27 protein-coding genes and 1 tRNA gene are annotated in these 25,401 nt (G+C 50.5%); 14 read left to right on the top strand and 14 right to left on the bottom strand.

What is annotated here, in order from left to right:
* Positions 1–393: 393 nt before the first annotated feature.
* Positions 394–2,568 (top strand): catalase/peroxidase HPI, encoded by a 2,175-nt coding sequence (gene katG, locus A6301_RS03135; protein ID WP_107167610.1) that lies wholly within the window; start codon positions 394–396, stop codon positions 2,566–2,568.
* Positions 2,569–2,652: 84 nt separating this feature from the next.
* Here katG and A6301_RS03130 read toward each other — a convergent pair whose 3' ends face one another.
* The gene (locus A6301_RS03130) at positions 2,653–2,916 is read right to left on the bottom strand and encodes a DUF3861 domain-containing protein (RefSeq protein WP_234257084.1); all 264 of its coding nucleotides are present in this window, start codon (positions 2,914–2,916) and stop codon (positions 2,653–2,655) included.
* Between the two features lie 81 nt (positions 2,917–2,997).
* Here A6301_RS03130 and A6301_RS03125 point away from each other — a divergent pair, with 81 nt between their 5' ends.
* On the top strand, positions 2,998–3,411 hold the full coding sequence (locus A6301_RS03125) for a MarR family winged helix-turn-helix transcriptional regulator (RefSeq protein ID WP_234257083.1): 414 nt from the start codon (positions 2,998–3,000) through the stop codon (positions 3,409–3,411).
* A gap of 25 nt (positions 3,412–3,436) precedes the next feature.
* Entirely contained in the window at positions 3,437–3,961 is a 525-nt protein-coding gene (locus A6301_RS03120) for an AEC family transporter (RefSeq protein WP_234257082.1), read from the top strand.
* 17 nt (positions 3,962–3,978) lie between these two features.
* Here the strand turns inward: A6301_RS03120 and A6301_RS03115 are convergent, their stop codons facing one another.
* Entirely contained in the window at positions 3,979–4,833 is an 855-nt protein-coding gene (locus A6301_RS03115; RefSeq protein WP_234257081.1) for a LysR family transcriptional regulator, read from the bottom strand.
* Positions 4,834–4,935: 102 nt separating this feature from the next.
* Here A6301_RS03115 and A6301_RS03110 point away from each other — a divergent pair, with 102 nt between their 5' ends.
* The gene (locus tag A6301_RS03110) at positions 4,936–5,142 is read left to right on the top strand and encodes a 4-oxalocrotonate tautomerase family protein (protein WP_234257080.1); all 207 of its coding nucleotides are present in this window, start codon (positions 4,936–4,938) and stop codon (positions 5,140–5,142) included.
* 41 nt (positions 5,143–5,183) lie between these two features.
* Positions 5,184–5,882 carry an aspartate/glutamate racemase family protein gene (locus A6301_RS03105; protein WP_234257079.1) on the top strand — a complete coding sequence of 233 codons (699 nt, stop codon included), beginning with the start codon at positions 5,184–5,186 and terminating at the stop codon, positions 5,880–5,882.
* Positions 5,883–5,997: 115 nt separating this feature from the next.
* Here A6301_RS03105 and A6301_RS03100 read toward each other — a convergent pair whose 3' ends face one another.
* The 6 genes from A6301_RS03100 to A6301_RS03075 form a co-directional block, all read right to left on the bottom strand.
* A complete protein-coding gene (locus A6301_RS03100) occupies positions 5,998–6,693 on the bottom strand; it encodes a lactate utilization protein C (RefSeq protein WP_107167601.1) in 696 nt (231 codons plus the stop codon).
* Positions 6,693–8,114, bottom strand: a complete 1,422-nt coding sequence (locus A6301_RS03095; RefSeq protein ID WP_234257078.1) for a LutB/LldF family L-lactate oxidation iron-sulfur protein — start codon at positions 8,112–8,114, stop codon at positions 6,693–6,695. Before A6301_RS03095 ends, A6301_RS03100 begins: the two co-directional genes overlap by 1 nt.
* A 9-nt stretch (positions 8,115–8,123) precedes the next feature.
* The gene (locus A6301_RS03090) at positions 8,124–8,843 is read right to left on the bottom strand and encodes a (Fe-S)-binding protein (RefSeq protein ID WP_205542708.1); all 720 of its coding nucleotides are present in this window, start codon (positions 8,841–8,843) and stop codon (positions 8,124–8,126) included.
* Positions 8,844–8,888: 45 nt separating this feature from the next.
* Complete coding sequence (locus A6301_RS03085) at positions 8,889–10,442, bottom strand: L-lactate permease (RefSeq protein ID WP_205542706.1); 1,554 nt, start codon at positions 10,440–10,442, stop codon at positions 8,889–8,891.
* A gap of 300 nt (positions 10,443–10,742) precedes the next feature.
* Positions 10,743–10,819, bottom strand: a tRNA-Val gene (locus A6301_RS03080).
* Between the two features lie 302 nt (positions 10,820–11,121).
* Entirely contained in the window at positions 11,122–12,495 is a 1,374-nt protein-coding gene (locus A6301_RS03075) for an MATE family efflux transporter (RefSeq protein ID WP_205542703.1), read from the bottom strand.
* A 248-nt stretch (positions 12,496–12,743) separates the two neighbouring features.
* Between A6301_RS03075 and A6301_RS03070 the strand changes: the two genes are divergently transcribed.
* On the top strand, positions 12,744–13,379 hold the full coding sequence (locus A6301_RS03070; RefSeq protein WP_107167595.1) for a riboflavin synthase subunit alpha: 636 nt from the start codon (positions 12,744–12,746) through the stop codon (positions 13,377–13,379).
* Between the two features lie 61 nt (positions 13,380–13,440).
* Here A6301_RS03070 and cfa read toward each other — a convergent pair whose 3' ends face one another.
* Positions 13,441–14,592 (bottom strand): cyclopropane fatty acyl phospholipid synthase, encoded by a 1,152-nt coding sequence (gene cfa, locus A6301_RS03065; RefSeq protein WP_234257183.1) that lies wholly within the window; start codon positions 14,590–14,592, stop codon positions 13,441–13,443.
* Between the two features lie 316 nt (positions 14,593–14,908).
* The gene (gene purR / locus A6301_RS03060; protein ID WP_107167593.1) at positions 14,909–15,934 is read right to left on the bottom strand and encodes an HTH-type transcriptional repressor PurR; all 1,026 of its coding nucleotides are present in this window, start codon (positions 15,932–15,934) and stop codon (positions 14,909–14,911) included.
* Between the two features lie 391 nt (positions 15,935–16,325).
* On the opposite strand from purR, the gene A6301_RS03055 reads away from it, so the two are divergent.
* Positions 16,326–16,415: a YnhF family membrane protein gene (locus A6301_RS03055; protein ID WP_014915740.1), complete on the top strand. Its 90-nt coding sequence runs from the start codon at positions 16,326–16,328 to the stop codon at positions 16,413–16,415.
* Positions 16,416–16,504: 89 nt separating this feature from the next.
* Here the strand turns inward: A6301_RS03055 and A6301_RS03050 are convergent, their stop codons facing one another.
* Positions 16,505–17,356: a C40 family peptidase gene (locus tag A6301_RS03050; RefSeq protein ID WP_205542702.1), complete on the bottom strand. Its 852-nt coding sequence runs from the start codon at positions 17,354–17,356 to the stop codon at positions 16,505–16,507.
* Between the two features lie 339 nt (positions 17,357–17,695).
* On the opposite strand from A6301_RS03050, the gene A6301_RS03045 reads away from it, so the two are divergent.
* A complete protein-coding gene (locus A6301_RS03045) occupies positions 17,696–18,046 on the top strand; it encodes a Grx4 family monothiol glutaredoxin (RefSeq protein ID WP_005972539.1) in 351 nt (116 codons plus the stop codon).
* Positions 18,047–18,155: 109 nt separating this feature from the next.
* Here A6301_RS03045 and rnt read toward each other — a convergent pair whose 3' ends face one another.
* Both rnt and gloA read right to left on the bottom strand, forming a co-directional pair.
* Complete coding sequence (gene rnt / locus A6301_RS03040) at positions 18,156–18,827, bottom strand: ribonuclease T (protein ID WP_107167591.1); 672 nt, start codon at positions 18,825–18,827, stop codon at positions 18,156–18,158.
* A gap of 147 nt (positions 18,828–18,974) precedes the next feature.
* Positions 18,975–19,382 (bottom strand): lactoylglutathione lyase, encoded by a 408-nt coding sequence (gene gloA, locus A6301_RS03035; RefSeq protein WP_010276601.1) that lies wholly within the window; start codon positions 19,380–19,382, stop codon positions 18,975–18,977.
* A 301-nt stretch (positions 19,383–19,683) separates the two neighbouring features.
* Between gloA and A6301_RS03030 the strand changes: the two genes are divergently transcribed.
* Both A6301_RS03030 and slyA read left to right on the top strand, forming a co-directional pair.
* Positions 19,684–19,923, top strand: coding sequence for a DUF1289 domain-containing protein (locus A6301_RS03030; protein ID WP_137739897.1), 240 nt, complete (start codon positions 19,684–19,686; stop codon positions 19,921–19,923).
* Positions 19,924–20,154: 231 nt separating this feature from the next.
* Positions 20,155–20,592, top strand: coding sequence for a transcriptional regulator SlyA (gene slyA, locus A6301_RS03025; protein WP_107167589.1), 438 nt, complete (start codon positions 20,155–20,157; stop codon positions 20,590–20,592).
* 131 nt (positions 20,593–20,723) lie between these two features.
* On the opposite strand, the gene A6301_RS03020 is transcribed toward slyA, so the two are convergent.
* Positions 20,724–21,191, bottom strand: coding sequence for a glycine zipper 2TM domain-containing protein (locus A6301_RS03020; RefSeq protein WP_107167588.1), 468 nt, complete (start codon positions 21,189–21,191; stop codon positions 20,724–20,726).
* A 348-nt stretch (positions 21,192–21,539) separates the two neighbouring features.
* Here A6301_RS03020 and anmK point away from each other — a divergent pair, with 348 nt between their 5' ends.
* From anmK to tyrS, 4 genes are all read left to right on the top strand, one after another.
* Positions 21,540–22,652, top strand: a complete 1,113-nt coding sequence (gene anmK, locus A6301_RS03015) for an anhydro-N-acetylmuramic acid kinase (protein WP_107167587.1) — start codon at positions 21,540–21,542, stop codon at positions 22,650–22,652.
* 96 nt (positions 22,653–22,748) lie between these two features.
* Positions 22,749–23,066 (top strand): MliC family protein, encoded by a 318-nt coding sequence (locus tag A6301_RS03010; protein WP_107167586.1) that lies wholly within the window; start codon positions 22,749–22,751, stop codon positions 23,064–23,066.
* 107 nt (positions 23,067–23,173) lie between these two features.
* Positions 23,174–23,857 (top strand): pyridoxamine 5'-phosphate oxidase, encoded by a 684-nt coding sequence (pdxH, locus tag A6301_RS03005; protein ID WP_107167805.1) that lies wholly within the window; start codon positions 23,174–23,176, stop codon positions 23,855–23,857.
* 234 nt (positions 23,858–24,091) lie between these two features.
* Positions 24,092–25,369 carry a tyrosine--tRNA ligase gene (tyrS, locus tag A6301_RS03000; protein WP_107167585.1) on the top strand — a complete coding sequence of 426 codons (1,278 nt, stop codon included), beginning with the start codon at positions 24,092–24,094 and terminating at the stop codon, positions 25,367–25,369.
* Positions 25,370–25,401 lie beyond the last annotated feature (32 nt).

The raw sequence follows: 25,401 nt of genomic DNA, 5'->3' as shown, positions 1-25,401 counted from the left end.
ATCACAAGCAGGCTCATTATCGCAAACTGTTTTATCGGCGAGATTATTGATGCATACCCTAAATAATTCGAGTTTCAGGCAGGCGGCAAGCGAGGGAGTCCCGATGAGCTTACTCAAGTAAGTGATTCGGCTGACTGAGTGAAGCCAACGCACATGCAACTTGAAGTATGACGAGTATAGATAGGAAAAATGTGCGATTGAACTGCTTTTCATCAGCTTAAGCTATCGCAGAAGTTAGCATATACAATTATAAATTATAGGGAGACTCTGGCACTGTCTTGCATCAAGAAGAAGGAATAGGGGAAGGCTCCGTTGCCTATGGCAAGGCTATCGGAGAACGACTCCGCCTTCTGGCGCAGCGATTAAGGCAATGCAACATACTGGGAGATAATGATGGACGAGAATAAAACGAAACCAGCCGGCAAGTGTCCGGTCATGCACGGCGGAAACACTTCTACTGGCTCATCAAATACTGACTGGTGGCCAAATGCCCTCAATCTCGACATTCTTCATCAGCACGACACCAAAACCAACCCGTTAGGCAGCGATTTCAGCTACCGTGAAGCCCTGAAAACCCTCGATGTCGATGCCCTTAAAAAAGACCTGCATGCGTTGATGACCGACAGTCAGGAGTGGTGGCCTGCGGACTGGGGCCACTACGGCGGCCTGATGATTCGTATGGCTTGGCACTCGGCCGGCTCCTACCGCACAACCGACGGTCGTGGCGGCGGTGGAACCGGTAACCAGCGTTTCGCACCGCTCAACTCTTGGCCGGATAACGTCAGCCTTGATAAAGCGCGTCGTTTACTGTGGCCAATCAAGAGAAAATACGGCAATAAACTCAGTTGGGCAGACTTGATTATTCTGGCAGGTAATATCGCTTACGAATCTATGGGGTTGAAAACCTTCGGCTTCGCTTTTGGTCGTGAAGACATCTGGCATCCAGAAAAAGACACCTACTGGGGCTCGGAAAAAGAGTGGCTGGCGAAGAGCACGGGGCGTTATGGTAGCGATGACCGTACCTCGCTGGAAAACCCGTTGGCGGCCGTACAGATGGGGCTGATTTACGTTAACCCAGAAGGCGTCGATGGTAATCCCGATCCGCTGCGTACGGCACAGGATATGCGCGTTACGTTTTCTCGTATGGCGATGAATGATGAAGAAACTGTTGCCTTGACGGCGGGCGGACACACGGTAGGTAAAACCCACGGCAACGGTGATGCCAGTCTGCTGGGGGCGGCACCAGAAAGTGCGGATGTGGAAGAACAGGGACTCGGCTGGCATAACCCGACGGGATCGGGCAAAGGTCGCTATACCGTGACCAGTGGGCTAGAAGGAGCCTGGACTACACATCCGACGCAATGGGATAACGGTTTCTTCCACATGCTGTTAAATCATGAGTGGGAACTGAGAAAGAGTCCAGCGGGCGCGTCACAGTGGGAGCCTGTCAGTATTAAAGAAGAAGACAAGCCGGTTGACGTTGAAGACCCATCGATCCGTTATAACCCGATGATGACTGATGCCGACATGGCACTGAAAGTTGACCCAGAATACCGCAAGATTTCTGAGCGCTTCTATCAGGATCAGGCTTACTTCTCCGAAGTGTTTGCCCGCGCGTGGTTCAAACTGACGCACCGTGATATGGGGCCGAAAGCGCGCTACATTGGCCCTGATGTGCCGCAGGAAGATTTACTGTGGCAGGACCCGGTTCCGGCTGGTCGTACCGATTATGATGTGGATGTTGTCAAAGCACGTATTGCAGAAAGTAGCCTTTCCATTAGCGAGCTGGTGGCGACCGCTTGGGACAGCGCCCGTACGTTCCGCGGTTCCGATATGCGCGGTGGTGCCAACGGTGCGCGTATTCGCCTTGCCCCGCAGAAAGACTGGGTAGGCAATGAGCCAGATCGCCTGGCGCGCGTGTTAGTCGTACTGGAAAGTATTGCGGCTGCAACGGGAGCCAGCGTGGCGGATACCATTGTGCTGGCGGGTAATGTGGGGATTGAGAAAGCGGCGAAAGCGGCTGGCGTGCATGTGACCGTGCCTTTTGTGCCGGGACGTGGCGATACTACTGATGCGCTGACCGATGCTGATTCTTTTGACGTCCTCGAACCGATCCACGATGGCTATCGTAACTGGTTGAAGAAGGATTATGCCGTTAGCGTGGAGGAGTTGATGCTCGATCGCACGCAGTTGATGGGGCTGACCGCGAAGGAAATGACGGTGCTGGTCGGTGGTCTGCGCGTGCTGGGCACCAACTACGGTGGCACAAAACACGGCGTATTTACCCATCGTGAAGGGGCGCTGACGAATGATTTCTTCGTCAATCTGACCGACATGAAATACACGTGGAAGCCTTACCGTAAAGACCTGTATGAAATCCGCGATCGTAAAACGGGTGAAGTCAAATGGACGGCGACGCGTCTGGATCTGGTCTTTGGTTCCAATTCCATTCTGCGCGCTTACGCCGAGGTTTATGCACAGGACGACAGTAAAGAGAAGTTTGTGAATGACTTTGTTGCTGCCTGGGTGAAAGTGATGAATGCCGATCGCTTCGATCTGGCAGACTAAGAGGCCATGCTCTCCGCGCTGGTGTTTATGCCGCGCGGGGAGCCTTATTTTCCGCTGTAACACATGTTGAATATCCTGAGTCGATCACTGTTTCTTCAGGTTCATCATAAATTCCCTGAACGGGGTGGAAAATTCCTTAAACAGCGGGTGTTTTCTTTGTTGCATCATCACTTCACCAAATAGCTTCAGCCCCACCATAAAGGCCTGAGTTTGCTCCGGCGTCATGTCCATCTTGCCATCGACTTTTTCCAGTAACTTGAACAGGTCATCGTGAAGCGAGAATTCAAACGACAGCGTGCGTTGCTGCTCGTCTTTTTCTTCCACCGTAATCTGATAGAGGTTTCCCATCGTAGCCTCGCTAAATTGAACTCATGATAGATAGTTGATAAAATCAACTATACGATCATTGGTTGACTGAGTCAATAAAGCATGATGAAAGCCCTTTTTGCCTTATTAGAACGCTATAAGGCACAGATGCAGGAACAGATGAAAGCGCACGACATTAATCTGGATGTTGTGCATATCCGGCTATGTAAGATCATCGCGATGGAAGGGCGAATTACGCCTCAGTCGCTGGCGAAAACTGTCGGGCGGGATAAGGCGCAGATCACCCGCATGGTCGCAGAACTGGTCAAACGCGATTATGTTCGCAAGATTGATAACCCGGATGATGGCCGTAGCGTGTGGCTCAGTTTGTCCGATAAGGGCGTCGCGTTTACACAGGTTTTTATGCATCAGGAAAAGCAGATAGAGGCACAGATGCTTCAGGCACTGTCCCAGGATGAACAAGCGATGTTTAGTGCGCTGCTGGAAAAAATAGCGGCGAACGGTTCGGCACGCTAGATCCTGCATCACCTGCCTTTTTGCTGTGGCAATTGTGTTTGTTGAAGTCGGGATTCAGACGGAAACGCGCAAAACGGCGCTGTTGCTGAAGGTGGTGGGCGCGCTGGCACGTAATCCGTTCTTGATTGCGCCAACCGTAGCGCTGTTTTTCCCGTTAAGCGGCCTGAGCGTTCCTGAACCAGTAGACGTCTTTCTGAAACTGTTGGGCAACACGGCATCGCCTTGTGCACTGATTGCGCTAGGGCTTTTTCTGGCTAATACCTCGCGCGATACGCCTTTTCAACCGAATGTCATCGTGGGTTTGCTAGTCACGCTAAAGCTGGTGTTGCATCCCGCCATTACCTGGTTGATAGCCGTAAAAGTCTTTGGTTTACCTCCGCTGCTGACTCATACCGCCGTACTGTTGGCTGCGCTGCCAACAGGAACTGGACCGTTCATGCTGGCGGAGTTTTATCGCCGTGAAGCGCATATCACCTCCCGCACGGTGCTGTGCTCGACGATTGTGTCTATCCTGACGATAACGGCTTACCTGTCCTGGATTAACCCGTGATTGAGTATCGGCTTATCCTATTTTTCCAGACAGGCAAGCAGGGCGGAAAGGTTGGCAGAACGCATACCTTTACGCCAGAGTAGCTCGGTGATAATTCGGCTTTCGATGCCGCTAATGACGTGTGTACTAATCAGCGAACGATCGGGAAATAGGGGGAGCAGCACAGCAGGTACGATGCCGACGCCCATACCTGCCGCGACACCGCTGAGTATAGCGTGGTATGACGTCATCTCGACGACGCGCTGCGGTTTGCTGTGGTGTGCTTGATACCAGTTAAGTAAACGATCGCGGTACGAACAGCCATCGCTGAAAGCGAGCACAGTGCTGTTGCGAATATCATCCGGCGTATGAATCGCTTTCTGTCTGGCGGGCGCAATAATGAACAATTCTTCTTCAAAAACGGCTAGACGTTCCAGGCGGTCGTCCCGCGGCGTATCGGCGAGAAATGCCGCATCAAGGCGATTGTCGAGTAGCGCGTCATGCAGCCATTTGCTGATCCCCGTGGAAAGTTCCAATTCTAGTGTCGGGTTTTGGGCATGGAGCTGGGCAAGCGGAGCGGGAAGGCGTGTTGCTGCCATGCTGTCGAGCGCACCAAGCCGGAATTTTCCACCCGGAATGCTGTGCCTAATGTGGCATTCGGCTTCATCGACCAGTTCGACAATCCGTTTTGCGTAGTCATACAACGAGCGACCTTCCGGTGTAAGGATAAAACGCTTTTTCTCGCGAAGGAAAAGTGCAACGTTCAGAGAACTTTCAAGCTGCTGGATACGCGTGGTAATGGCGGACGGTACACGATTTAGCGTCTTGGCTGCTTGCGTAATCCCACCGTGCTCGACCAGTGCGATAAGCGTTTTCAGATCGACAATTTCCACATTTTCTCCAAATTAGAATTATATGTTATTTATTTTTCAATTTTAAAGAATATCGCTTTTCTCTAACATGGCTCAACCCTATTGATGAGCCAGGAGAGAAACATGCCTTATGTGAATATCAAAGTGACCGGTGGGGCAGAAGCTCCGACAGCAGAACAGAAAAGCGAACTCATTCGCGAAGTGACGCAACTGCTTGCCAGAGTGTTAAATAAGAATCCAGCGACGACGGTTGTCATCATTGATGAAGTCGATATGGATAACTGGGGCGTTGGCGGTGAAACCACAACACAGCGCCGGAAACCGCAGTAGCACAGGCGCAGAATGGTGATGCGGGTTGCTAAGGAGGAAGGATGAAAAAGCTGGGACTCATTGGTGGCATCGGGCCAGAATCTACGCTGCTCTACTATCGTAAACTGGTGTATGAAGCGCAACGTCGGGTCGGTGCTCACTTTTTCCCGAACCTGGCGATAGAAAGCCTGAACGTGTTTGACGTACTGGCGCTATGCCGTAACAAAGATTATGCGGCACTGGTCGATTACCTGATGGTTGGCATAAACAATCTGGCCGCTGCGGGTGCTGATATCGTCGCATTAACCGGAAATACGCCACACATTGTATTTGATGAATTACAAAAGCAGGCCACCATTCCGCTGATCAGCATCATTGAATCCACCCGCGATGATGCACTGCGGTTGGGGGTAACGAAGGTGGGTCTACTGGGCACGCGTTTCACGATGGAGGAAGATTTTTTCAAGAAACCGTTCCGTGAGAGCGGAATGACGGTGATCACACCCGATACCGCGACGATAGCGCTGATTGATGAAAAAATAACGACTGAATTAGAGCACGGCGTCATCAAACCCACGACACAGGCTGATTTCGTCAATATTGTGCTGCGTATGAAAAAAGAAAGCGGGATTGATGCGGTAGCTCTGGGTTGTACTGAGCTACCGCTACTGTTCAGTGGCGTCACATTGCCAGTGGCAAGCCTGGATACTATGCAAAGCCATATTGATACGTTGCTGGCAATCATACTTGCAGAGGATTGATAAAATTTTCTATACCGCCAGGTAATTTACGCCTGCGTAAGGTCATTTTGTCACGACAAATATGCCTTGTCGATGAAGGTGGCAGGCGGTGAAATGATGCCGCCTGCCTGATAGCTCAACAGTCCTCAACGATCAGATAGGCGGCGTTAATTGGTCCGTGTACGCCGACCACTTTGATTAGTTCAATATCAGCGGTGGAGCTCGGGCCGCCAATAATATTAATGCACGATGGCATGCGCTCGCCTTGTTGCGCCATGTGATGCAGGTGCTGTGCTAACTGGGCGATACGGGGCAACAATGTGCTTTTGCGTAGCACAAAGAGAGAGGATTCCGGCAACAGGCTGACGGCGCGCCCTCGTTGTGGTGCGGAAAATAACACCACACCGCCTGATTCGGTTAGGCCATATTCCGCGTAAACCACGCCGACTTTGGCTTGCTCCGCCAGCCGCAGATTCTCTTCCCCCACGCGCGGGTCCCATAGGGTGGCCTGACATTCACGCTGCAAACACGCGGTGATCCCTAATGCCTCTAAACGCCGATCGTCACTGACAATCACGGGGGCATGGCCGTATTTATCGCACAATCGCAGCGCTGCCTGCGCTGCGTCGGCTTCACTGACGATTTCGCAGTGTGCCAGCATGACGTTAGTTGCGACATCGATAAAGGCATCACAACGCTGTTGCACGGTTAGATCGGTTAATCGGGTGCGAGCATGGTGGCTCGCTGGTCTGGGGAGCGGCGCTGGAATGTGGCGCACCTGGCGTCCAAACTGGCGGGCAATCTCGGCCAGAAAACTATCGCGATTTTCCATTATTTCCTTCCTCTTGCCTGATGTTTCTTAAACCAACTGCGGAAGCTTTCACCGTCAGCATCGGGCAGGTCGCGCGCTTCAGTCCATTCGCTGATGGCACCCATCTCAATGGGCGTTTTACCGTTTTTAATAAACCAACCTGCGGCATGGGCTCCGGCGATCATTCCAACCTTCCATAGCCTCGGATGACTATTGACGTAGCTGAAGAGTTTCGTCACGCGCTGTTCTGCTTTTGGCGTGATTCCGCTTTCCGCCATGACGCGCCGGTGTTTGAGAATCAGCGATGATAAGGGGATGCGGACCGGACACACGGTGTCGCAGGCGGTACAGAGCGAACAGGCATAGGGCAATTCCTTGAAATCCTGATAGCCGCCCAGCAAGGGGGAAATGACCGCACCGATCGGACCTGGATAAATGGAGCCGTAGCCGTGTCCACCGATGTGACGATAGGCCGGGCAGGTGTTGATGCAGGCACCGCAGCGGATACAGCGCAGAATATCGCGAAATGCGGAGCCGAGAATCTGTGAGCGGCCGTTATCGACGATGACCAGATGAAATTCCTGCGGCCCGTCAACGTGTCCCGCTTCCCGTGGCCCCGTTAGCCAGGTGTTGTAACCGGTCAGACGCGCGCCAACTGCGCTACGCGCCAGCATGGTGATCAAGACGTCCACTTCCTCAAAGGTCGGCGCAATGCGCTCCATGCCCATCACCGCAATATGCGTTTTTGGCAACGTGGTACACATCCGTGCATTGCCTTCGTTGGTGACCAGACACACCGAGCCCGTTTCCGCCACCGCGAAGTTACAGCCGGTTACGCCGACTTCCGCACTGAGAAAATCCTCACGTATCTTCTTACGAATAAACAGGGTCATAGCTTCTGGGGTTTCTGGCCCGTCATAGCCCAGTTTTTCGTGTAGTACCTTGCGGATCTGGTAGCGATCTTTGTGGATAGCAGGAACGACGACATGCGAAGGCGGATCTTGATCCAGTTGCAGAATATACTCGCCCAGATCGGTTTCGATCACCTCAATTCCCGCCTGCTGCAAGACGTGGTTCATGCCGATTTCTTCGGTGACCATCGATTTCGCTTTGACGACTTTTTTGGCCTGCTTGGCCTGAGCAACCTGAAGGATATAGCGGGTGGCATCCTCTTTGGTTTTGGCGAAATAGACGTTCCCACCGTTGGCCGTCACTTTCTCTGAGAGCTGGTAGAGGTAAGCATCGAGATTGTTAAGTACGTGCTCGCGGATCTGAGCGGCATGGTCGCGCCATGCTTCCCAATGGCCTAGCTCGTCGACCATTTTTTGACGATTCGCACCGATACGTTCCTGCGCATTGGCCACCGCCTTACGCATGATGGGATCGTGAATCTGGGTTTGAATACGATCCTTGAATTTAACATTACTGGTTTTTAGGCTCATATCCTCTCCTTAGCGGCTCATCAGGACTTCGGCGATGTGCATCACCTTGACCGGGTGGCCTTCACGCTGCATGCGGCCACCGATATTGAGCAGGCAACTGACATCGGCACCAATCAGGTAGTCGGGTTTGACCTCCATCATGTGGCTGACTTTTTCTTTCACCATTTCGCCGGAAATTTCTGCCATCTTCACCGAAAATGTGCCGCCGAAGCCGCAACAGGTTTCTTCTGCTTTAAACGGCAGTAAGTGCAAATCCTGAACGTGATTGAGTAGCGCGATAGGTTCTTCGCGCACACCTAACTTGCGAAACAGGCTACAGGAGGGGTGGTAAACCGCCGTTCCTGACAGACGTGCACCGACGTCCGTCACGCCAAGCGTATTGACGATGAACGATGTCAGGTCTTTCATGCGTTCGGCAACACGTTCGGCACGCAGTACCCATTCAGGTTCATCAGCCAGATAGTCGGGATAGTGGCGGATGGCGTTCATGCATGAACCGGCTGGAGAAATGATCGGGTCGTCATTGTCTTCCAGCGCGGCAATCACGCTTTTCATTCCGGGAATGGCGCTGTTGATATAACCGCCGTTGATGGCAGGCTGCCCGCAGCACGACTGTTTTTCGGGAAAGTGCACGTTGCAGCCCAACTGCTCTAATAGCAGCACGGAATCACGCGCCATACGGGATTTAAGCGCGTCACCAATACAGGTAACAAAAAAATTAACATTCACGACAGACTCCCATTACTCAATGTAGATGGATTTTTTATTGTGATATCAGGCCATAAACAGGTAGTAGACCAGGCCGACCTTGAGCCCAAGAATGATGATGTAGACGCCGCAATACTTCAGCGTACCGGACATGATTGCGCTACCTTGCCCTTCCATGCGCGTTGCCGACACCGCGATCGCAATACTTTGCGGTGATATCATCTTGCCGCCGGTTGCTCCTGCGGTGTTCGCCGCAGCCAGCCAGACGGGGTCGACATGCAGCTTTTCCGCCGCCATGGTTTGCAATTTGCCAAACAGCACGTTGGAGTTGGTGTCGCTGCCGGTAACGAATGTACCTAATGCCCCAATCACGGGAGCAATAAACAGGTAGCCTCCACCGGTCACGTCCACCATAGTTTGTGCCAGCGAGGCGATCAGCCCGCTGACATCCATCACCGTCGCCATTGCGACGATGGCGGTAATCGCGATAATCGAATTTTTGAGCTGTTTTACCGTGCTGACGAAGACATTCAACATCGTTCCCAGCTTTGCTCCCTGTATAAAACCGCCTAACAGACTGGCGATAATGATCAGAACACCAGGCGTGGCAATCCAGTCGATCTTCAACTTCAGCACCTGTGTATCCGTCAGATAAAACGGAATGACAGAAGCGATTTGAGAGACGACGCCTTTGATGGTGGGGAACAGCGGCGAACACAGCAGAATAAAGGTAAAAATCAGGATATAAATCGCACAGGCGCGCAGCAGTTGACTGGCGGAATAACCTGATAGGGAAGCGCGTTGCGTGCTGTCGATAAGGTAGGCGGTATCGGTTTCTTTCTTGCGGCATTTTGCCATTGCTGTAACAGCAATCAGGCTGACTAAACTGCCGGCGAAGGCGGGCAATTCGGCGCCGAGGTGGACGGCCACAATATACTGTGGCACCAGCGTGGTCATGCCGCACACCAACGTAATAGCAAACACGCCGCGAATGGCCTTAATGCCACCGCCAATAATCGCGATGATGACAAAGGGTAGAAGGATATTGAATAACGCCAGTTGTAGCACAACCGTAGCGCTTAATGTGGTGACTGGAAGGTGAACCTGCTCCGCTAAAATAGAAACGGGAATACCGACGGCACCAAAGGCGGTGGGGACAGTATTGGCGACCAGTGATGCAATCGCCGCTTTCATCGGGTTGAATCCCAGAGCGATAAGGATGCCGATGGGGATCGCAACGGCGGTGCCATAACCCGCAGCCGCCTCGAGAAAACCACCAAAACACCATGAAATCAGCAATACCTGGATACGTTTATCATCGCTGATACTGGCAAGTACGTCCCGCAGTACATCCATGCTGCGTGTTTTTTGCATCAGGTTATAACTGTATATGGCACCTAGAATAACGATAATTATTGGCCATAGACCTTTTAGCGCGCCATAGCTTGCTGCTAATCCCAACGTTTTGAGTGGTGTGTGCCAGAATAGGGCAGCGATCGCGACGGTTAGCGTCAGCGTAATCAGTACAGCATGGTGGATAGGCATTTTTATTTTGAGAATAAGAACAATCATGACCAACAGTGGGAAGCTACCCAGCAAAAAATATAAATAATCGTGCATAGCGGTGTCCTGACATCCTGATTTTAAGAAGTAAAAAAACAAGGAATACCAACGTGGTGCTATATACACTTATATAATGCATGGTTATTAAATAGTTTTAGCTGAATCGGGTCAGATGAAACAAAAAAGTGCACAATGGGTGTGAAATTAGTTACTTAAAGGTTAATTTAGTTACTTAATTGGGTGTGATAGAAAACATGAGCTAATAAACTACCAAGAATAACGGCGCTTTTTGTATTACAGGACGAAGAAAAAACGACAACGTAAAAGGAATAGAATAAAGGAAGGAAAAACAAGAAATGGTGCGTTCAATTGGACTCGAACCAACGACCCCCACCATGTCAAGGTGGTGCTCTAACCAACTGAGCTATGAACGCATTGAGATACCGCGCTGCCTGTCTGACAGCGGGACGAATAGTAGCGAGCAAGGGGAAATCTGGCAAGAAGAAAAATGCAATTTTGTGCGTTTGCCGGTGCGATTGCTGAGCTTGTATCCATCCCGCCGTTTTTTTCGACGATACCCGTCATTCTTCAAGCGGCTTGTGCGTTGGCTGCCTTTAAATACTTGACCCGTCGTGGGCCTCGCCCTAAAGGGTCAACGCCTTGGCGTTGTTCAAAACGCCAGCGTTTTATCTCGCAACTCGAATTATTTAGGGTAGAGCACAGAGTGAAACGTTATCTAACGAGCGGCTCGCGCTAAAATTTGCGCTGCCGGCTGGCGCTGAAGAAAGCGAATCCGCGTCACCATCATCACGGCTGCTGCTGTCAGACCAATGATGAAACCACACCAAAATCCCGCTGGGCCCATGCGCGGTACGATGACATCGGTTAACGCCAGCAGATAGCCGCTCGGTAATCCCAATACCCAATATGCCGTAAACGTAATATAAAAAATTGAGCGAGTATCTTTATAACCGCGCAGTACACCGCTGCCGATAGCCTGAACTGCATCGGATATTTGATAAACGGCGGCTAAAAGCATGAGCTGAGAAGCCATTGCGACCACCAGAGGGTCCTGATTGTAGAGCAGGGCGATAGGCTCACGCAGTAGCGTGGTAAAAATTGCCGTACAGCTGGCTAACGCCACACCGGCCATGATGCCGGTGTGCGCGGCAATGCGGGCGTTTTCAACCGATCCTTCCCCTAAACGGTGTCCGACGCGAATGGTCGTGGCGACGCCAACCGAAAGTGGGAGAACGAACATCAGTGAACTAAAATTCAGGGCAATCTGGTGACCGGCCACATCAACGACACCTAGCGGTAACACCAACAACGCCACCACCGCAAACAGGGTAACTTCAAAAAGCAGTGCTAGCGCGATGGGTAAACCGAGGCCAAACAGTCGTTTGAGTACGGTAAAATCCGGCCGGAATGTCGGGCGATGAAGGCGGATATCGCGTAGCCAGGCGGCGCGTCGGGTATAAAACATCATCAACAGCATCATGATCCAGTAAACCGATGCAGTAGCTACACCGCAGCCTACGCCACCCAGTTCGGGCATGCCAAATTTACCGTGGATAAAGATATAGTTAATCGGGATATTGATTAACAGCCCAATGAATCCAATCATCATGCCAGGATAGGTTTTTGATAGCCCCTCACACTGGCAGCGCAACACCTGGTAGAACAGATAGCCAGGAACGCCCCACAGCAATGCATGCAGATAGCCGATGGCTTTTGCTGCGAGTTCCGGCGAATCGTCGCTCATCAGATTGATAGCATATTCCCCCTGATACAACACCAACATTGTCAGCAGAGAAATAATGGCGGCCAGGAAAAAAGATTGTCGTACCTGATGAGAGATGCGATCGCGACGGCCGGAACCGTTGAGCTGTGCAACAACAGGCGTTAACGCCAACAGCAGACCGTGGCCGAAAAGAATGGCGGGTAGCCAAATCGACGTCCCGACTGCGACGGCGGCCATATCGGTGGCGCTATAAGCACCTGCCATGATGGTGTCAACCACCCCCATTGATGTTTGGGACACTTGCGCAATAATGACAGGAACAGCAAGCGCCGATAATTTACGCGCTTCTGTCAGATACTGTTGCACGGATACCTTCCTTGAATGACTTAATTTTGCTAGCGGGATGAATAATTTGGATATGAAAAACGTCAAGAACAAAATGAGCGTGTTATTGTAACGACTTAATAAAAGTAAACCAGCATGAAAGAGAATATATTCTTTTTGTTACGCTGCGGTTTCGATAGCGTTTGACGTTCGGTATTCCGGTTTGGTTTTCCGTGGAATATCGTGCACACTGCACAGCGTCATTTCTTTGTTTTTAAGAGGCAAACCGCATGTTTACCGGTATTGTTCAGGGCACCGCACCTGTGGTGTCAATTGAAGAAAAATCCAATTTTCGTACTCACGTTATTCAACTTCCTCCCGACCTGTTGCCAGGGCTCGCGCTCGGTGCATCGGTGGCGCACAACGGCTGTTGCCTGACGGTGACAGCTATTGATGGCGATCGTGTCAGTTTTGATCTCATGAAAGAAACGCTGCGGCTAACGAATCTGGGTGATATTCATGAAGGCGATGTCGTGAATATTGAGCGAGCGGCGAAATTCGGTGATGAGATCGGTGGACATGTGATGTCGGGCCATATTATGTGTACGGCGGAAGTGGTCAAGATTCAAGTTTCAGAGAACAACCATCAGATTTGGTTCCGTCTGGCAGATGAAGCGCTGATGAAATACGTGCTGCATAAAGGTTTCGTCGGGATTGACGGTATCAGCCTGACGGTGGGCGAGGTGACCCGCGGGCGCTTCTGTGTGCATTTAATTCCAGAAACGCTGAACCGCACAACGTTGGGGCTGAAGCGTTTGGGCAATCGCATCAATATTGAGATCGACCCGCAAACACAGGCCGTGGTGGATACCGTCGAGCGCGTGTTAGCCAGTAAACAGGTGAACGACCTCGGTAAAGAAGAGTAATGCTGTATTCCCTATTTTTTGTAAACCGGACGAGCAACATCGTCCGGTTTTTTCTTTTCTGTTAGCGAGAAACACGCAACCCGCCGTCTATTCCATCCCTGCTGAAGACGATCTGCCAGAGCTGAAGTTCTCTTGCTCTGAATGCTCCGGCACACGCATTCAAATAGTAGCTGAACATCCGACGAAAACGTTCAGAGTAGTGTGTGGCAAGCTGCGGCCATCCTTGTTGAAAGCGCGTATGCCATGCCATTAATGTGCGATCGTAATCAACACCGAAATTGTGCCAGTCTTCCATCACCATGTCAGGCTCACTCGCCTGCGCAATGTGCACAACGGATGGAATGCAGCCGTTGGGGAAGATGTATTTATGAATCCAGGGATCGAGGCGTGAATCGGTTGAATTAGCACCGATAGTATGCAGCAGGAACAGCCCATTGGGCTTTAGGCTGCGGCGTACAATACGAAAGTAGTTATCATAGTTGCGTGGCCCTACGTGTTCAAACATACCTACTGACACCACGCGGTCAAAGTGCCGATCGAGATCGCGGTAATCCTGTAGTTTGATGATGACATCCAGTCCCAGGCAGCGCTGTTGGGCCAGCGTCTGCTGTTCTCGGGAAATGGTGATACCGTAAACGGAAACCCCGTAGCGACGCGCCGCGAACTCAGCAAGCCCGCCCCAGCCACAGCCGATATCCAGCAGCGTCATGCCGGGTTTAAGCTGGAGTTTTTCACAAATCATCGTGAGTTTATCTTCCTGCGCGTGTTCCAGCGTTTGTGCCTGTTTCCAGTAGGCACAGGAATATTGCATGTAAGGGTCCAACATGAGGGAAAAAAGGTCATTACCCAGATCGTAATGCAATTCGCCGACGACTCGAGAGCGTCGGCGGGATTGCAAATTCGTGATGCGGGCAGTGGCGATTCGCATAAGATCGTGCAAAGGGCGAGGAAGTGTGTGCTTTAGCCCTGCACGTAGGACAAGATGGAAAAACATATCCAGCCGTTCACACTCCCACCATCCGTCCATATAGCTCTCCCCTAATCCCAGCGAACCTTCCCGCAAGACGCGTTTAAAAAAACCAGGGTGGTTAACGCAGATATCAAAAGGGCGAGTGCCGTTAATAGTGATACCCGCGGTATTCAACCTGTCTTGCATGATTTTCAGCCAGGGTGTGGTATGGCTATGCTGCTCTTTCGCATAAGGTGTACCCATCATGTCTCCTAAATTTTTCACGTGTGAAAGTATGGAAAAACATACCTGGACAGCACTTACCGCAGCTGATGTACCAGCTGTCACCAGAGAAAAAGGAAGAAGAAATGCGCTAATAAGCAGGTAGTTAATGCGCTTATAGGCAAGAAGAACGCGTATCCGCTTACGTGCGGCTATCGCTATTCTGGGTTTTATCAGTGAAAGTGAAACGCAGTTTTCAGTTTAAATCTGCTTCAGCCAGCACACAAGGAAATTGGCTGAAGCAGACAAGGAAAGCGGGTGGGAATAAGAAAAATCGGTCTATATTGAGTCGCCGAGGTTAGCGGCGGTAATCGAGGAACGGGCCGTCGGCAACTGAGCGACGTTCAATCAGCGTTGGGTGCACTTCAATGACGTGTGCATCTTCCCGCTTACTGGTAATGCGATCCAGCAGCATCGCGAAAGCGGACTGTCCCAGACGCTCCTTTGGCTGGTGGATGGTGGTCAGCGCAGGCGTAAAGAAACGCGCGTGGCGCACGTTGTCATAACCGATCACCGAAATATCCTGTGGCACGCGCAAACCCAGTTCGTCAGCCGCACAAATAGCACCCATTGCCATGATATCGCCGCCGCAGAATACGGCCGTTGGCCGCTGTTTCTGTGCGAGGATCTGATGCATGGCTTTGTAGCCGGATTCCGGTTCGAAATCGCCCCGCACGACCCATTCGTCGCGTACGGTAATGTCGGCTTCTTTTAAGGCTTTTAAAAAGCCAAGGTAGCGCCCGTTACCCGTGTTGCGCTCTTGTATTCCGGGGATGGCACCAATATCCCGATGGCCGCGTTCAATCAGATAGCGGCCTGCCATATAGCCGCCCTCAAAGGCGTTATCGATGATGGTATCGGTGAAATCGCTGTGCATTTGGCCCCAGTCCATGACGACCATGGGAATGCTGCGATAATCTTCCAGCATGCCCAATAACTCTGGCGGGTACTCGGCGCACATCACCAGCAGACCGTCGACGCGTTTTTGCGCCAGCATCGAGAGATAAGCGCGCTGTTTGCCGATATCGTTATGAGAATTACACAGTACCAGCGTGTAGCCTTTGGCATAACAGCTGTTTTCGACCGCTTCAATGATCTCGGCGAAATAGGGCGCTTCGCTGGATGTAGCCAGCAAGCCGATAGATTTGGTGTGATTAACTTTGAGGCTGCGGGCGACGGCGCTAGGCGAATAGTGCAATTCCTTGATTGCTGCCCTGACGGCTGCCTTAGTCTCTTCGGCGACGAAACGTGTTTTATTGATCACGTGCGATACGGTTGTGGTGGAAACGCCAGCACGTTTTGCCACATCTTTAATCGTTGCCATCTAAAAATGACTCCTGAACTTACCTGTTACAGACGTAAGTATATTGTTAATCGTTTGCCTACGTTTAAAGTTCTTCTTCTAAGCTAAAAAACAGGATTTCAGAAGGAGAATGCCGAATGTTATACCGAAGGGATCTGGCTTGACGTTTTTCGACTGGTACGCAGCGCTTTCATAAACAGCGGATTGTGTCCGATTTATCATGAAAGTGAAAGGGCTAATTTATACTATTAGTGATGCATCTGTCGGAGATTTTTCGCTAGAATTATGAAAGAATCGTAATAACCCTATTATTTGTAGCTTTAACTGTCTACGTGGGTTCGGCTGTGAATGATGGTGTCTTTTTTTCAGATGAAGTTTCAGATGAAATTTGTTTGCTAATAAGGAGTGGTTTATGGATACAGATCTGAAGATGTCTTTGCTGACAACGGTTGGCTCGTTGGCTGTGATCATCGCGTTTAGTTTCATTGCGGTGTTGAACTAACCTTCAGTGCTTTTTGCGCAGGTTAGGTATTCAGACAGGTTTATTGCACAAAACGTGTCTGAATACGCTTCTGTTCGTCGTGCTATCGCTTAACGAATGGTCTGCGGCGTCACCACGCGACGCGCCCCAACATAGTGCTCTTGCCAATAATCTTCACTTAGTTTGCTGATACGAATATCTGAACCTGTACGCGGTGACTGGATAAATTTGCCTTCCCCCAGATACACCCCGACGTGATCGGCAGCCCCACGATTGTTGATGCGGAAAAAGACCAGGTCGCCACTTTCCAGCTCACTCTTTTTAATCGGTGCGGCATCACGCAGATGGTACATTTCGTTCGCAGTACGAGGGATTTGGATCTTAACGACGTCTTTATAGGCGTAATAGACCAGCCCGCTACAGTCGAAACCAGTAAAAGGAGATGATCCGCCCCAGTGGTAAGGTTTACCGATCTGGCTCATCAGTTTATTCATTGCGGTCGTTTTGGCGTGTTGATAGCGTTTTTTATGTGCTGCGCTCAGTGTCATGCCCTTTTCTGTGGGCGCTGGATTTTTATCCACTTTTCCTTTGAGTGCTGTCTTCTTCAGCCCGGTTTTGACTCTGGCCTGTGCAATGGTCTGCCTGTCGTCTTCAGGCTTCAGCTTTTTAAGGTTTTTTTTCACTAGTGCAGGTGTGCTGCTTTGCGTCCGGGATGGCTTCTTTTCTACCGGTTTGTTAGCCGTACGGGGTTTGGCTTTATTGCTGACGGTGGCAGGTTCTGGCTTTTTACTTTTGATTGGCGCTGGTGACTTAGCATTACCCTTTGTTTGACGGCTTTTCTTATTCGTTTCTTCAACAGCGCTTTTCTTCGGCGTAGAATGCGGGGTATGCGGCGCAGCCTGAACGACGTTCAGGGATAGGTTACTGAAAAATAATATAAAAAGAGTAATAAATAAGCGCATAATAAAAGTGACCGAACATAATCCTTAACTCGCTCAATCCGCACAGTATTCCTGAAAACGGCGTCATAAAAAAGTGGGCATGGCCGCTTTATTCATACAGAATAGTGAAAAAACGTTAATAGTTGTTTTTTCGTCTGATTTATCAGCGTTTTCTGGCGTTGATTTCATCAATGATGAATAATTAGTAGAAAAATAACCCTACAAAAAATGGCGTTTTTTTGTGGCTATTGGCATCGGTACAATATCATTGAGTCAATGTCGCTGTCGTAACACTTTGACGGCGACTCATGGCTAGCGTTTTGGACGTTAGCCATCCTATAGGTTTAAGGAAGCAAGAAGATGACGACACCGACAATTGAAAAAATTCAGCGCCAAATTGCTGAAAACCCGATTCTGCTGTACATGAAAGGTTCCCCAAAATTGCCAAGCTGCGGTTTTTCTGCACAGACCGTCCAGGCATTGTCTTCATGTGGCGAACGTTTTGCTTATGTTGATATTTTACAGAACCCGGATATTCGTGCTGAACTGCCGAAATACGCGAACTGGCCGACATTCCCACAGCTGTGGGTGGATGGGGAACTGGTTGGCGGTTGTGATATCGTGGTTGAAATGTTTCAGCGTGGCGAACTGCAACAGCTGATCAAAGAAACGGCTGATAAATACAAAGCGCAGCAGGCCGATCAAGAGTAATGTTGCACCACACGCAATAACAATCTCAGTACGGTTATGATGCGAGCGTGAATATTCCCAGCGGGTGCCTTATGGCACCCGTTTTTTTACGATTAGCTTTCGCGTTTTCTTAGTCTTCGGCTGATGTATCTTCGAGAGAGCTTTCTTCCAGCGCAAGCGGCCATCCTCCCAGACGTTTCCAGCGGTTAACCAACTCACAGAACAATAACGCGGTCTGATTGGTGTCATACAGCGCGGAGTGCGCCTGGCTGGAATCAAACGCAATGCCAGCGGTAATACAGGCTTTAGCCAGAACCGTTTGGCCTAAAACCAGTCCGCTAAGGGCGGCGGTATCGAATGTGGCGAAAGGATGGAACGGGTTACGTTTCAGGCTACAACGATCCGCTGCCGCCGCCATAAAGCTGTGATCGAAGGTGGCATTATGTGCCACGATAATCGCACGGTTACAGCCCTGATCTTTAATCCCTTTACGCACGACTTTGAAAATTTCGTGCAGCGCATCGTATTCGCTCACCGCACCACGTAGCGGGTTAGTGGGGTCAATGCCGTTAAACGCCAGTGCCGCAGGTTCCAGAATCGCGCCTTCGAATGGCTCAATGTGAAAATGTAGCGTTTCATCTGGCTGTAACCAACCGTCTTGATCCATTTTTAATGTTACTGCTGCGACTTCCAGCAAGGCATCAGTTTTAGCATTAAATCCGGCAGTCTCAACATCAATCACTACGGGATAAAACCCACGAAAACGGCCGCTCAGGGCGTTCAGATCACTTTTATCAGCCATTTGTCTCTTAATTGTCAGCAAAACGCAGCGCGCATTATGGCAAATTTTGGCCGGAGATGCAGCATGCCCGTTACCTTTCAACCGGTGGCGGTAGCAGAAGAAGGGGGGAGAACAGGTGCCGATGCAGCACCTGTAGAATGCGGAGTATTAGTGACCGATGCCGTTGCCAGCATGGGCGTTTTCGATCAATTCGATTTTATAACCGTCTGGATCTTCGATGAATGCGATAACGGTCGTACCGCCTTTGACCGGACCCGCTTCACGCGTCACATTACCGCCAGCTTTACGGATACGCTCACAGGTTGCGGCAACATCGTCAACGCCCAACGCGATATGGCCATAGGCGTTGCCCAGATCGTAGCTGTCGACGCCCCAGTTGTAGGTCAGCTCGATAACTGCACCCTCGCTCTCTTCGGTATAACCGACGAAAGCCAGTGTGTATTTGTATTCGGTATTCTCGCTGGTGCGGAGTACGCGCATTCCCAGAATCTGGGTATAGAAATCGATAGAACGTTGTAAATCGCCAACACGTAGCATGGTATGAAGTAAACGCATAATGCCCTCGTTAAAAAGTGCAACAAAAGGGAAGTATAGCGTTGTGGCTCTGGTGAGTCCAAGCTGTTGGGATGGTGCTAAAAATGCGACACTAAATGCGACACTATGGTGAGGTTTGTGTTAAAACGTACCAACAGGAGGGGGGTAATGGCGTAGTCAGGGGATTTTAGGCCGCCTGACGCATAAAAAAATCGTCAGTGATTACAATGGTTATCTAATTATTTTCATTGTGACGGTCTGTTTGGGCTTGCCAGCAGTAAAGAACAGGGCTTCAATAAATAGAGTTGTAGCGGGAGGTGGTGTGCCAGAGCAGCTTGAACTCTTTGTTGTCCCTAATCCATGCCGTGGTATTTGTCAGGCGGATGATGGCGGATATTGTCGCGGTTGCTTTCGCAGTCGTAACGAACGCTTTAGCTGGGGCCAAATGAGTGATGCTCAGAAACAGGATGTACTGCGTTTGTGTCGGCAAAGAATGAAACGGTCACAGCGTTCAGAGAAAACCGATACACCAGCAGAATCCCATCAGCCATCGTTGTTTTAAGTCATTTTGTCTTAGACGATCTATTTACGTGAAATTTTGTTTAAGCAACGCAGGAGCGTTCGATTGAATAAAATAAGCCAAAGATCATTTTTAAAAGACTTTTATTTGATAGAATCATGTTCAGGAAAGGTTCTATTTTTTTACGATAGTAATATCGTTTTTTATTCTTATAAATCAGAATTGATTGCAATCCAGGGATATAACTTAGCGTGCTAACAATAAGGAGAGGTGATGGAATTGCCATTAGGATCTGATTTAGCTCGTCTGGTGCGCGTGTGGCGTGCGCTGGTCGATCACCGATTAAAACCACTTGAGCTGACTCAAACGCATTGGGTCACGTTGCATAACATATACCACTTACCCCCCGGCCAGTCGCAGATTCAATTGGCCAAAGCAATTGGTATTGAGCAACCCTCATTAGTTCGAACACTGGATCAGCTTGAGGAGAAGGGGTTAATCACTCGTCACGTTTGTGCTCACGATCGCCGGGCAAAACGTATTATGCTGACTGAATCAGCGGAACCAATAATACAGGCAGTCAATGGTGTAATTAGTCATACACGAAGTGAGGTGTTATTTGGAATTACGCCAGAGCAGGTTGATGAATTAGCGCTGTTGGTTTCGCGTCTTGAAAAAAATATATTGGCATTGCATGAACATCAAGTGTAGCTAAATTCGGGTTACGCAGAGGGAGAATGAAATCCCGGCGATATTACCGATACTCGTTATTGGTTATTTATTCCGGGAGTTGATTATTCGTTGTGACGATCGCCGCGCAGAGCAGCGATCGTCACACAACGTTAGCGTGGAGAAACGGTGATGTTACGGCCATTGCTCGCCATGGCAACACGTTGACCCTTGCTGAATTTCGTATCACCCTGTTTCTGTACCACCATAATGGTACTGCCGTCATCACGACGGATTTCCAGCTCTACGCCCTGTGTACGGTTCAGTGCACCTGTCGCGCTTTGACCTGCTACACCACCTGCTACTGCGCCAGCGGCCGTTGCCAGACTACGGCCGGAACCGCCACCGATAGTGTTGCCCAGGAAACCACCCAGAACCGCACCGCCCAGTGCGCCGATAACGTTAGAATCTTCCCCAGCCTGAATCTGAACCGGACGCATAGAAACGATGGTGCCATAGGTAACGGTCTGCACCTGTTTAGCTTCGGATGCGCTGTATACATCACCGGAAAGCGTACTGGTATTAGCACAACCAGCGAGCGTGATACCAGCAAGGGTAACCACAAGCAAACGCTTCATCATAATAAAAACTCCTTAATAGCGAATATGTCGGGCTGGCTCAGCCTCGGCCAACGCAGTGTTATACCAATAAATTATGGTCTGGCTCAGTGTAGCATGCCACTCTTTTTACTCTTTTTTTCAGATTATAATAGTGCGCTTAAATTGCGGCTAAACAGAGAAGTAAATAGCACAATACATGACTTTTTTTGTAGCAAATATTATCAAAAACGCCTTTTTGGTTAAAACCTAACCCGTGTGGCAAAAATGTAAAAATTTTAATAATTCAGCGTGTTAACGTGCTATTTTTATTCTCAGCGTAACGGTTGTTATCGGTGTTCTCTTTTTATCCCATAGGGAAAAGGCTATATAATGAGGTCAGGCAGATATATTGGCGTGATGTCCGGCACCAGTCTTGATGGCGTCGATGTTGTGCTAGCCGCGATTGATGAGCATACGGTTGCACAGCAGGCGAGTTACTGTCATCCGATACCGCAGGATATTAAAATGGCCATCCTTGGGATGTGTCAGGGGCAGGCTGTGACGCTGTCAGCGCTGGGGCAGTTGGATACACGTTTAGGTATTTTGTTTGCCGAAGCTGTACTGACACTGCTTAAAGAGACCGCGTTGGGGGCGCAGGATATTACCGCAATTGGCTGCCATGGGCAGACGGTCTGGCACGAGCCTACGGGAGATGCACCGTGTACGTTACAGATCGGCGATAATAACCGCGTTGCCGCATTAACTGGCATTACCACTGTGGGTGATTTTCGTCGCCGTGATTTAGCTTATGGCGGACAAGGTGCCCCGCTGGTGCCGTCATTCCATCATGCGTTGTTACTGCATCCTGTCGAACGTCGTATTGTGCTCAATATCGGCGGGATCGCCAATCTGTCACTGCTGGTGCCAGGTGCGCCCGTGCGCGGTTACGATACCGGGCCGGGGAATATGCTGCTGGATGCCTGGATCTGGCGGCATTGCGCACAACCGTATGATAAAGACGCAGTGTGGGCGGTAAGCGGGCAGGTGAATCCGCTATTGCTACGTCGGATGTTGACCGATCCTTATTTTGCGTTACGGGCACCGAAAAGCACCGGACGTGAGTATTTCAATCTGGGCTGGCTGGAAAGAATGCTGGCTGGTTTGCCGCCGATTGCGCCGCAGGATGTTCAGGCGACGCTGGTCGAATTGACAGCCATGAGCATTGCTGAACAGGTGCTATTGGTTGGTGGATGTGAGCGTTTGTTGGTTTGTGGCGGCGGTGCGCGTAACCCGCTCATCATGATGCGTCTCTCGGCTCTGCTGCCGGGCATCGAAGTCAGCACCACGGATGAATGTGGTGTGAGCGGCGATGATATGGAAGCGCTGGCATTTGCCTGGCTGGCGTCACGCACGCTATCAGGGCTGCCGGGCAATCTGCCGTCCGTCACGGGAGCGAGTCAGGAAACGGTGTTAGGCGCGATTTATCCGGTCAGCGCGGATTAATCGGATTTTGCCGAGAGGTTCATCGTTATCCTCTTGTTAAACTTACGTGAGCGGCAGCGCCAGTTGCCGCCATCGACAAGAATAACAGGAGAGAAAATGAAACAATTTCTGGCGGGGACAGCGCTGATTCTGCTGAGCGGATGCAGCTATTTTGGTCATAAACAGACGGTGGAAACGCTGCATTATCAATGTGGCACGATGCCGCTAACTGTCACGCTACAGCAGGGTGGAGAAACGCCTGCACAGGTGAGTTTCTTGCTCGACGGTGAACGCCTGGTGCTTCCTCAAGTGGTGTCTGCTTCTGGGGTCAGGTACAGCAATGATACCTATACGTTCTGGAGCAAAGGCGATCGTGCATTTATCCAACGGGGTGAACGCGTTATTGTTGACGATTGCGTGTTGGCACCGATGTAACTGACGTTGAATGTGAGCAGTGTCACTGCTGATTGCGATTTTTCGGGTACGGGAGCAGAATGGGATTTTCGCCCGCTTCTGGCCCGACATTGCGACAGCAGGATATTATGACTCAGGAACGCTCCCTCTCTGACGGTACGCCTCTTATTCAACCCGCCGATATTGCCGACATCCGCCGCGAATACACGCGAGGCGGGCTTCGTCGTCGCGATCTCCCCGCTAACCCGCTGGATTTATTTGAACGCTGGCTGAAACAGGCTTGTGAAGCGAAACTGGCCGATCCTACTGCGATGTCTGTCGCAACCGTTGATGAACACGGGCAGCCCTATCAGCGCATCGTTCTGCTCAAACACTATGATGAAAAAGGCATGGTGTTTTATACCAATATGGGCAGCCGCAAAGCGCATCATCTGGAAAACAATCCACGTATCAGCCTGCTGTTCCCCTGGCATATGCTGGAACGGCAGGTGATGGTGTTGGGACGAGTAGAGAAACTGCCGACGCTTGAGGTGCTGAAATACTTCCATAGTCGTCCGAAAGATAGCCAGATTGGTGCGTGGGTATCAAAACAGTCCAGCCGGATTTCAGCGCGCGGTGTGCTGGAAAGCAAATTTTTGGAGTTGAAGCAAAAATTCCAAAGTGGCGAAGTCCCTTTGCCGAGTTTCTGGGGCGGCTTCCGCGTCGTTATCGATTCTGTGGAGTTCTGGCAAGGCGGTGAACACCGCTTGCATGACCGATTTTTCTACCAGCGACAGGAAGAGGGCTGGCAGATTGATCGTTTAGCGCCTTAATCACGAAATATCCGTGTTAAACGCTGGCGCTCCTACCATCGGCACTTTATCCTATGAAGTTTCGCGTTGGCTGGACATTGCCCAGCGATATGGCGTTCGTAGTCTGTTGCGTAAGGTAATGCAGCAGCGAAATCATTATGCGACAGCAGACAGGTATGCTGCGCATCCCTCACGGCTCTGTGCGTAAACCCAAAGGGAACGTAACGGCCTGTTTTTATAAAAATGGAGTTATCGATGGCGAGTAGTAACCTGATTAAACAATTGCAAGAGCGGGGCTTGATTGCCCAGGTGACGGATGAGGAAGCGTTAGCAGAGCGGCTGGCGCAAGGGCCAATTGCACTGTATTGCGGTTTTGATCCTACCGCTGACAGCTTGCATTTGGGGCATCTGGTGCCACTGCTCTGCCTGAAACGCTTCCAACTGTCTGGGCACCAGCCTGTTGCGCTGGTAGGTGGGGCGACGGGACTGATTGGTGACCCAAGCTTTAAAGCCACAGAGCGTAAACTGAACACGGCTGAAACCGTGGGTGAATGGGTAGAAAAAATTCGTCGTCAGGTTTCTCCTTTCCTGGATTTTGACTGCGGTAAAAACAGCGCGATTGCGGCGAATAACTACGATTGGTTCGGTAGTATGAACGTGCTGGATTTTTTGCGTGACATCGGTAAACATTTCTCGGTTAATCAGATGATTAGCAAAGAAGCCGTCAAGCAGCGTTTAAATCGTGATGATGTGGGTATTTCATTCACTGAGTTCTCTTACAACCTGTTGCAGGGATATGACTTTGCCTCGCTGAACAAGCAGCATGGCGTCGAACTGCAAATCGGTGGTTCTGACCAGTGGGGTAATATTACATCCGGTATCGATTTGACGCGCCGTATGAACCAGAAGCAGGTTTACGGCTTGACCGTGCCGCTGATCACCAAATCTGATGGCACGAAATTCGGTAAAACGGAAGGCGGCGCAATCTGGTTGGATGCTAGCAAAACTAGCCCTTACAAATTCTACCAGTTCTGGATCAACACGGCAGATGCCGATGTGTACCGCTTCCTGAAATTCTTCACGTTCATGAGCCTCGAAGACATCGATGCGTTGGAAGAAGAAGACAAGAATAGCGGCACAGCGCCACGCGCTCAGTATGTGCTGGCGGAAGAAGTCACGCGTATGGTACACGGGGAATCGGGTCTGGAAGCCGCGCGCCGCATCACGCAAAGCCTGTTCTCTGGCGCGTTGCAGGATATGACGCAGGACGACTTTGCTCAGCTTGCTCAGGATGGCATGCCGATTATCGAACTGGAAAACAGCGCGGATTTACAACAGGCGCTGGTCAGTGCCGAGTTGGTGCCGTCACGCGGTCAAGCGCGCACGATGATCGCGTCGAATGCGGTAACGATTAACGGTGAAAAACAGGCGAATCCTGAATACATCTTCAGTGCTGCTGACCGTCTGTTTGATCGCTACACCTTATTGCGTCGCGGTAAAAAGCACTATTGCCTGATCTGCTGGCAAGCATAAGCATCACCGATAAGGGAGCGTTAGCTCCCTTT

The sequence above is a fragment of the Pectobacterium sp. IFB5596 genome, assembly GCF_021432585.1.
In the GTDB taxonomy this organism is placed as follows: domain Bacteria; phylum Pseudomonadota; class Gammaproteobacteria; order Enterobacterales; family Enterobacteriaceae; genus Pectobacterium; species Pectobacterium punjabense.
The sequence above is the reverse complement of the archived record's forward strand: the minus strand, read 5'-3'. Positions and strand labels throughout refer to the sequence as shown.

What these genes read in the sequence shown, in the direction of transcription:
- rnt (WP_107167591.1), bottom strand. Translation starts at nt 18,827, where the DNA reads ATGGCTGATAAAAGTGATCTGAACGCCCTGAGCGGCCGTTTTCGTGGG.
- slyA (WP_107167589.1), top strand. Translation starts at nt 20,155, where the DNA reads ATGGAATTGCCATTAGGATCTGATTTAGCTCGTCTGGTGCGCGTGTGG.
- A6301_RS03055 (WP_014915740.1), top strand. Translation starts at nt 16,326, where the DNA reads ATGGATACAGATCTGAAGATGTCTTTGCTGACAACGGTTGGCTCGTTG.
- tyrS (WP_107167585.1), top strand. Translation starts at nt 24,092, where the DNA reads ATGGCGAGTAGTAACCTGATTAAACAATTGCAAGAGCGGGGCTTGATT.
- anmK (WP_107167587.1), top strand. Translation starts at nt 21,540, where the DNA reads ATGAGGTCAGGCAGATATATTGGCGTGATGTCCGGCACCAGTCTTGAT.
- A6301_RS03010 (WP_107167586.1), top strand. Translation starts at nt 22,749, where the DNA reads ATGAAACAATTTCTGGCGGGGACAGCGCTGATTCTGCTGAGCGGATGC.
- A6301_RS03050 (WP_205542702.1), bottom strand. Translation starts at nt 17,356, where the DNA reads ATGCGCTTATTTATTACTCTTTTTATATTATTTTTCAGTAACCTATCC.
- A6301_RS03125 (WP_234257083.1), top strand. Translation starts at nt 2,998, where the DNA reads ATGATGAAAGCCCTTTTTGCCTTATTAGAACGCTATAAGGCACAGATG.
- A6301_RS03095 (WP_234257078.1), bottom strand. Translation starts at nt 8,114, where the DNA reads ATGAGCCTAAAAACCAGTAATGTTAAATTCAAGGATCGTATTCAAACC.
- katG (WP_107167610.1), top strand. Translation starts at nt 394, where the DNA reads ATGGACGAGAATAAAACGAAACCAGCCGGCAAGTGTCCGGTCATGCAC.
- A6301_RS03130 (WP_234257084.1), bottom strand. Translation starts at nt 2,916, where the DNA reads ATGGGAAACCTCTATCAGATTACGGTGGAAGAAAAAGACGAGCAGCAA.
- A6301_RS03070 (WP_107167595.1), top strand. Translation starts at nt 12,744, where the DNA reads ATGTTTACCGGTATTGTTCAGGGCACCGCACCTGTGGTGTCAATTGAA.
- A6301_RS03020 (WP_107167588.1), bottom strand. Translation starts at nt 21,191, where the DNA reads ATGATGAAGCGTTTGCTTGTGGTTACCCTTGCTGGTATCACGCTCGCT.
- A6301_RS03085 (WP_205542706.1), bottom strand. Translation starts at nt 10,442, where the DNA reads ATGCACGATTATTTATATTTTTTGCTGGGTAGCTTCCCACTGTTGGTC.
- A6301_RS03105 (WP_234257079.1), top strand. Translation starts at nt 5,184, where the DNA reads ATGAAAAAGCTGGGACTCATTGGTGGCATCGGGCCAGAATCTACGCTG.
- pdxH (WP_107167805.1), top strand. Translation starts at nt 23,174, where the DNA reads ATGACTCAGGAACGCTCCCTCTCTGACGGTACGCCTCTTATTCAACCC.
- A6301_RS03100 (WP_107167601.1), bottom strand. Translation starts at nt 6,693, where the DNA reads ATGGAAAATCGCGATAGTTTTCTGGCCGAGATTGCCCGCCAGTTTGGA.
- gloA (WP_010276601.1), bottom strand. Translation starts at nt 19,382, where the DNA reads ATGCGTTTACTTCATACCATGCTACGTGTTGGCGATTTACAACGTTCT.
- cfa (WP_234257183.1), bottom strand. Translation starts at nt 14,592, where the DNA reads ATGGGTACACCTTATGCGAAAGAGCAGCATAGCCATACCACACCCTGG.
- A6301_RS03045 (WP_005972539.1), top strand. Translation starts at nt 17,696, where the DNA reads ATGACGACACCGACAATTGAAAAAATTCAGCGCCAAATTGCTGAAAAC.
- purR (WP_107167593.1), bottom strand. Translation starts at nt 15,934, where the DNA reads ATGGCAACGATTAAAGATGTGGCAAAACGTGCTGGCGTTTCCACCACA.
- A6301_RS03110 (WP_234257080.1), top strand. Translation starts at nt 4,936, where the DNA reads ATGCCTTATGTGAATATCAAAGTGACCGGTGGGGCAGAAGCTCCGACA.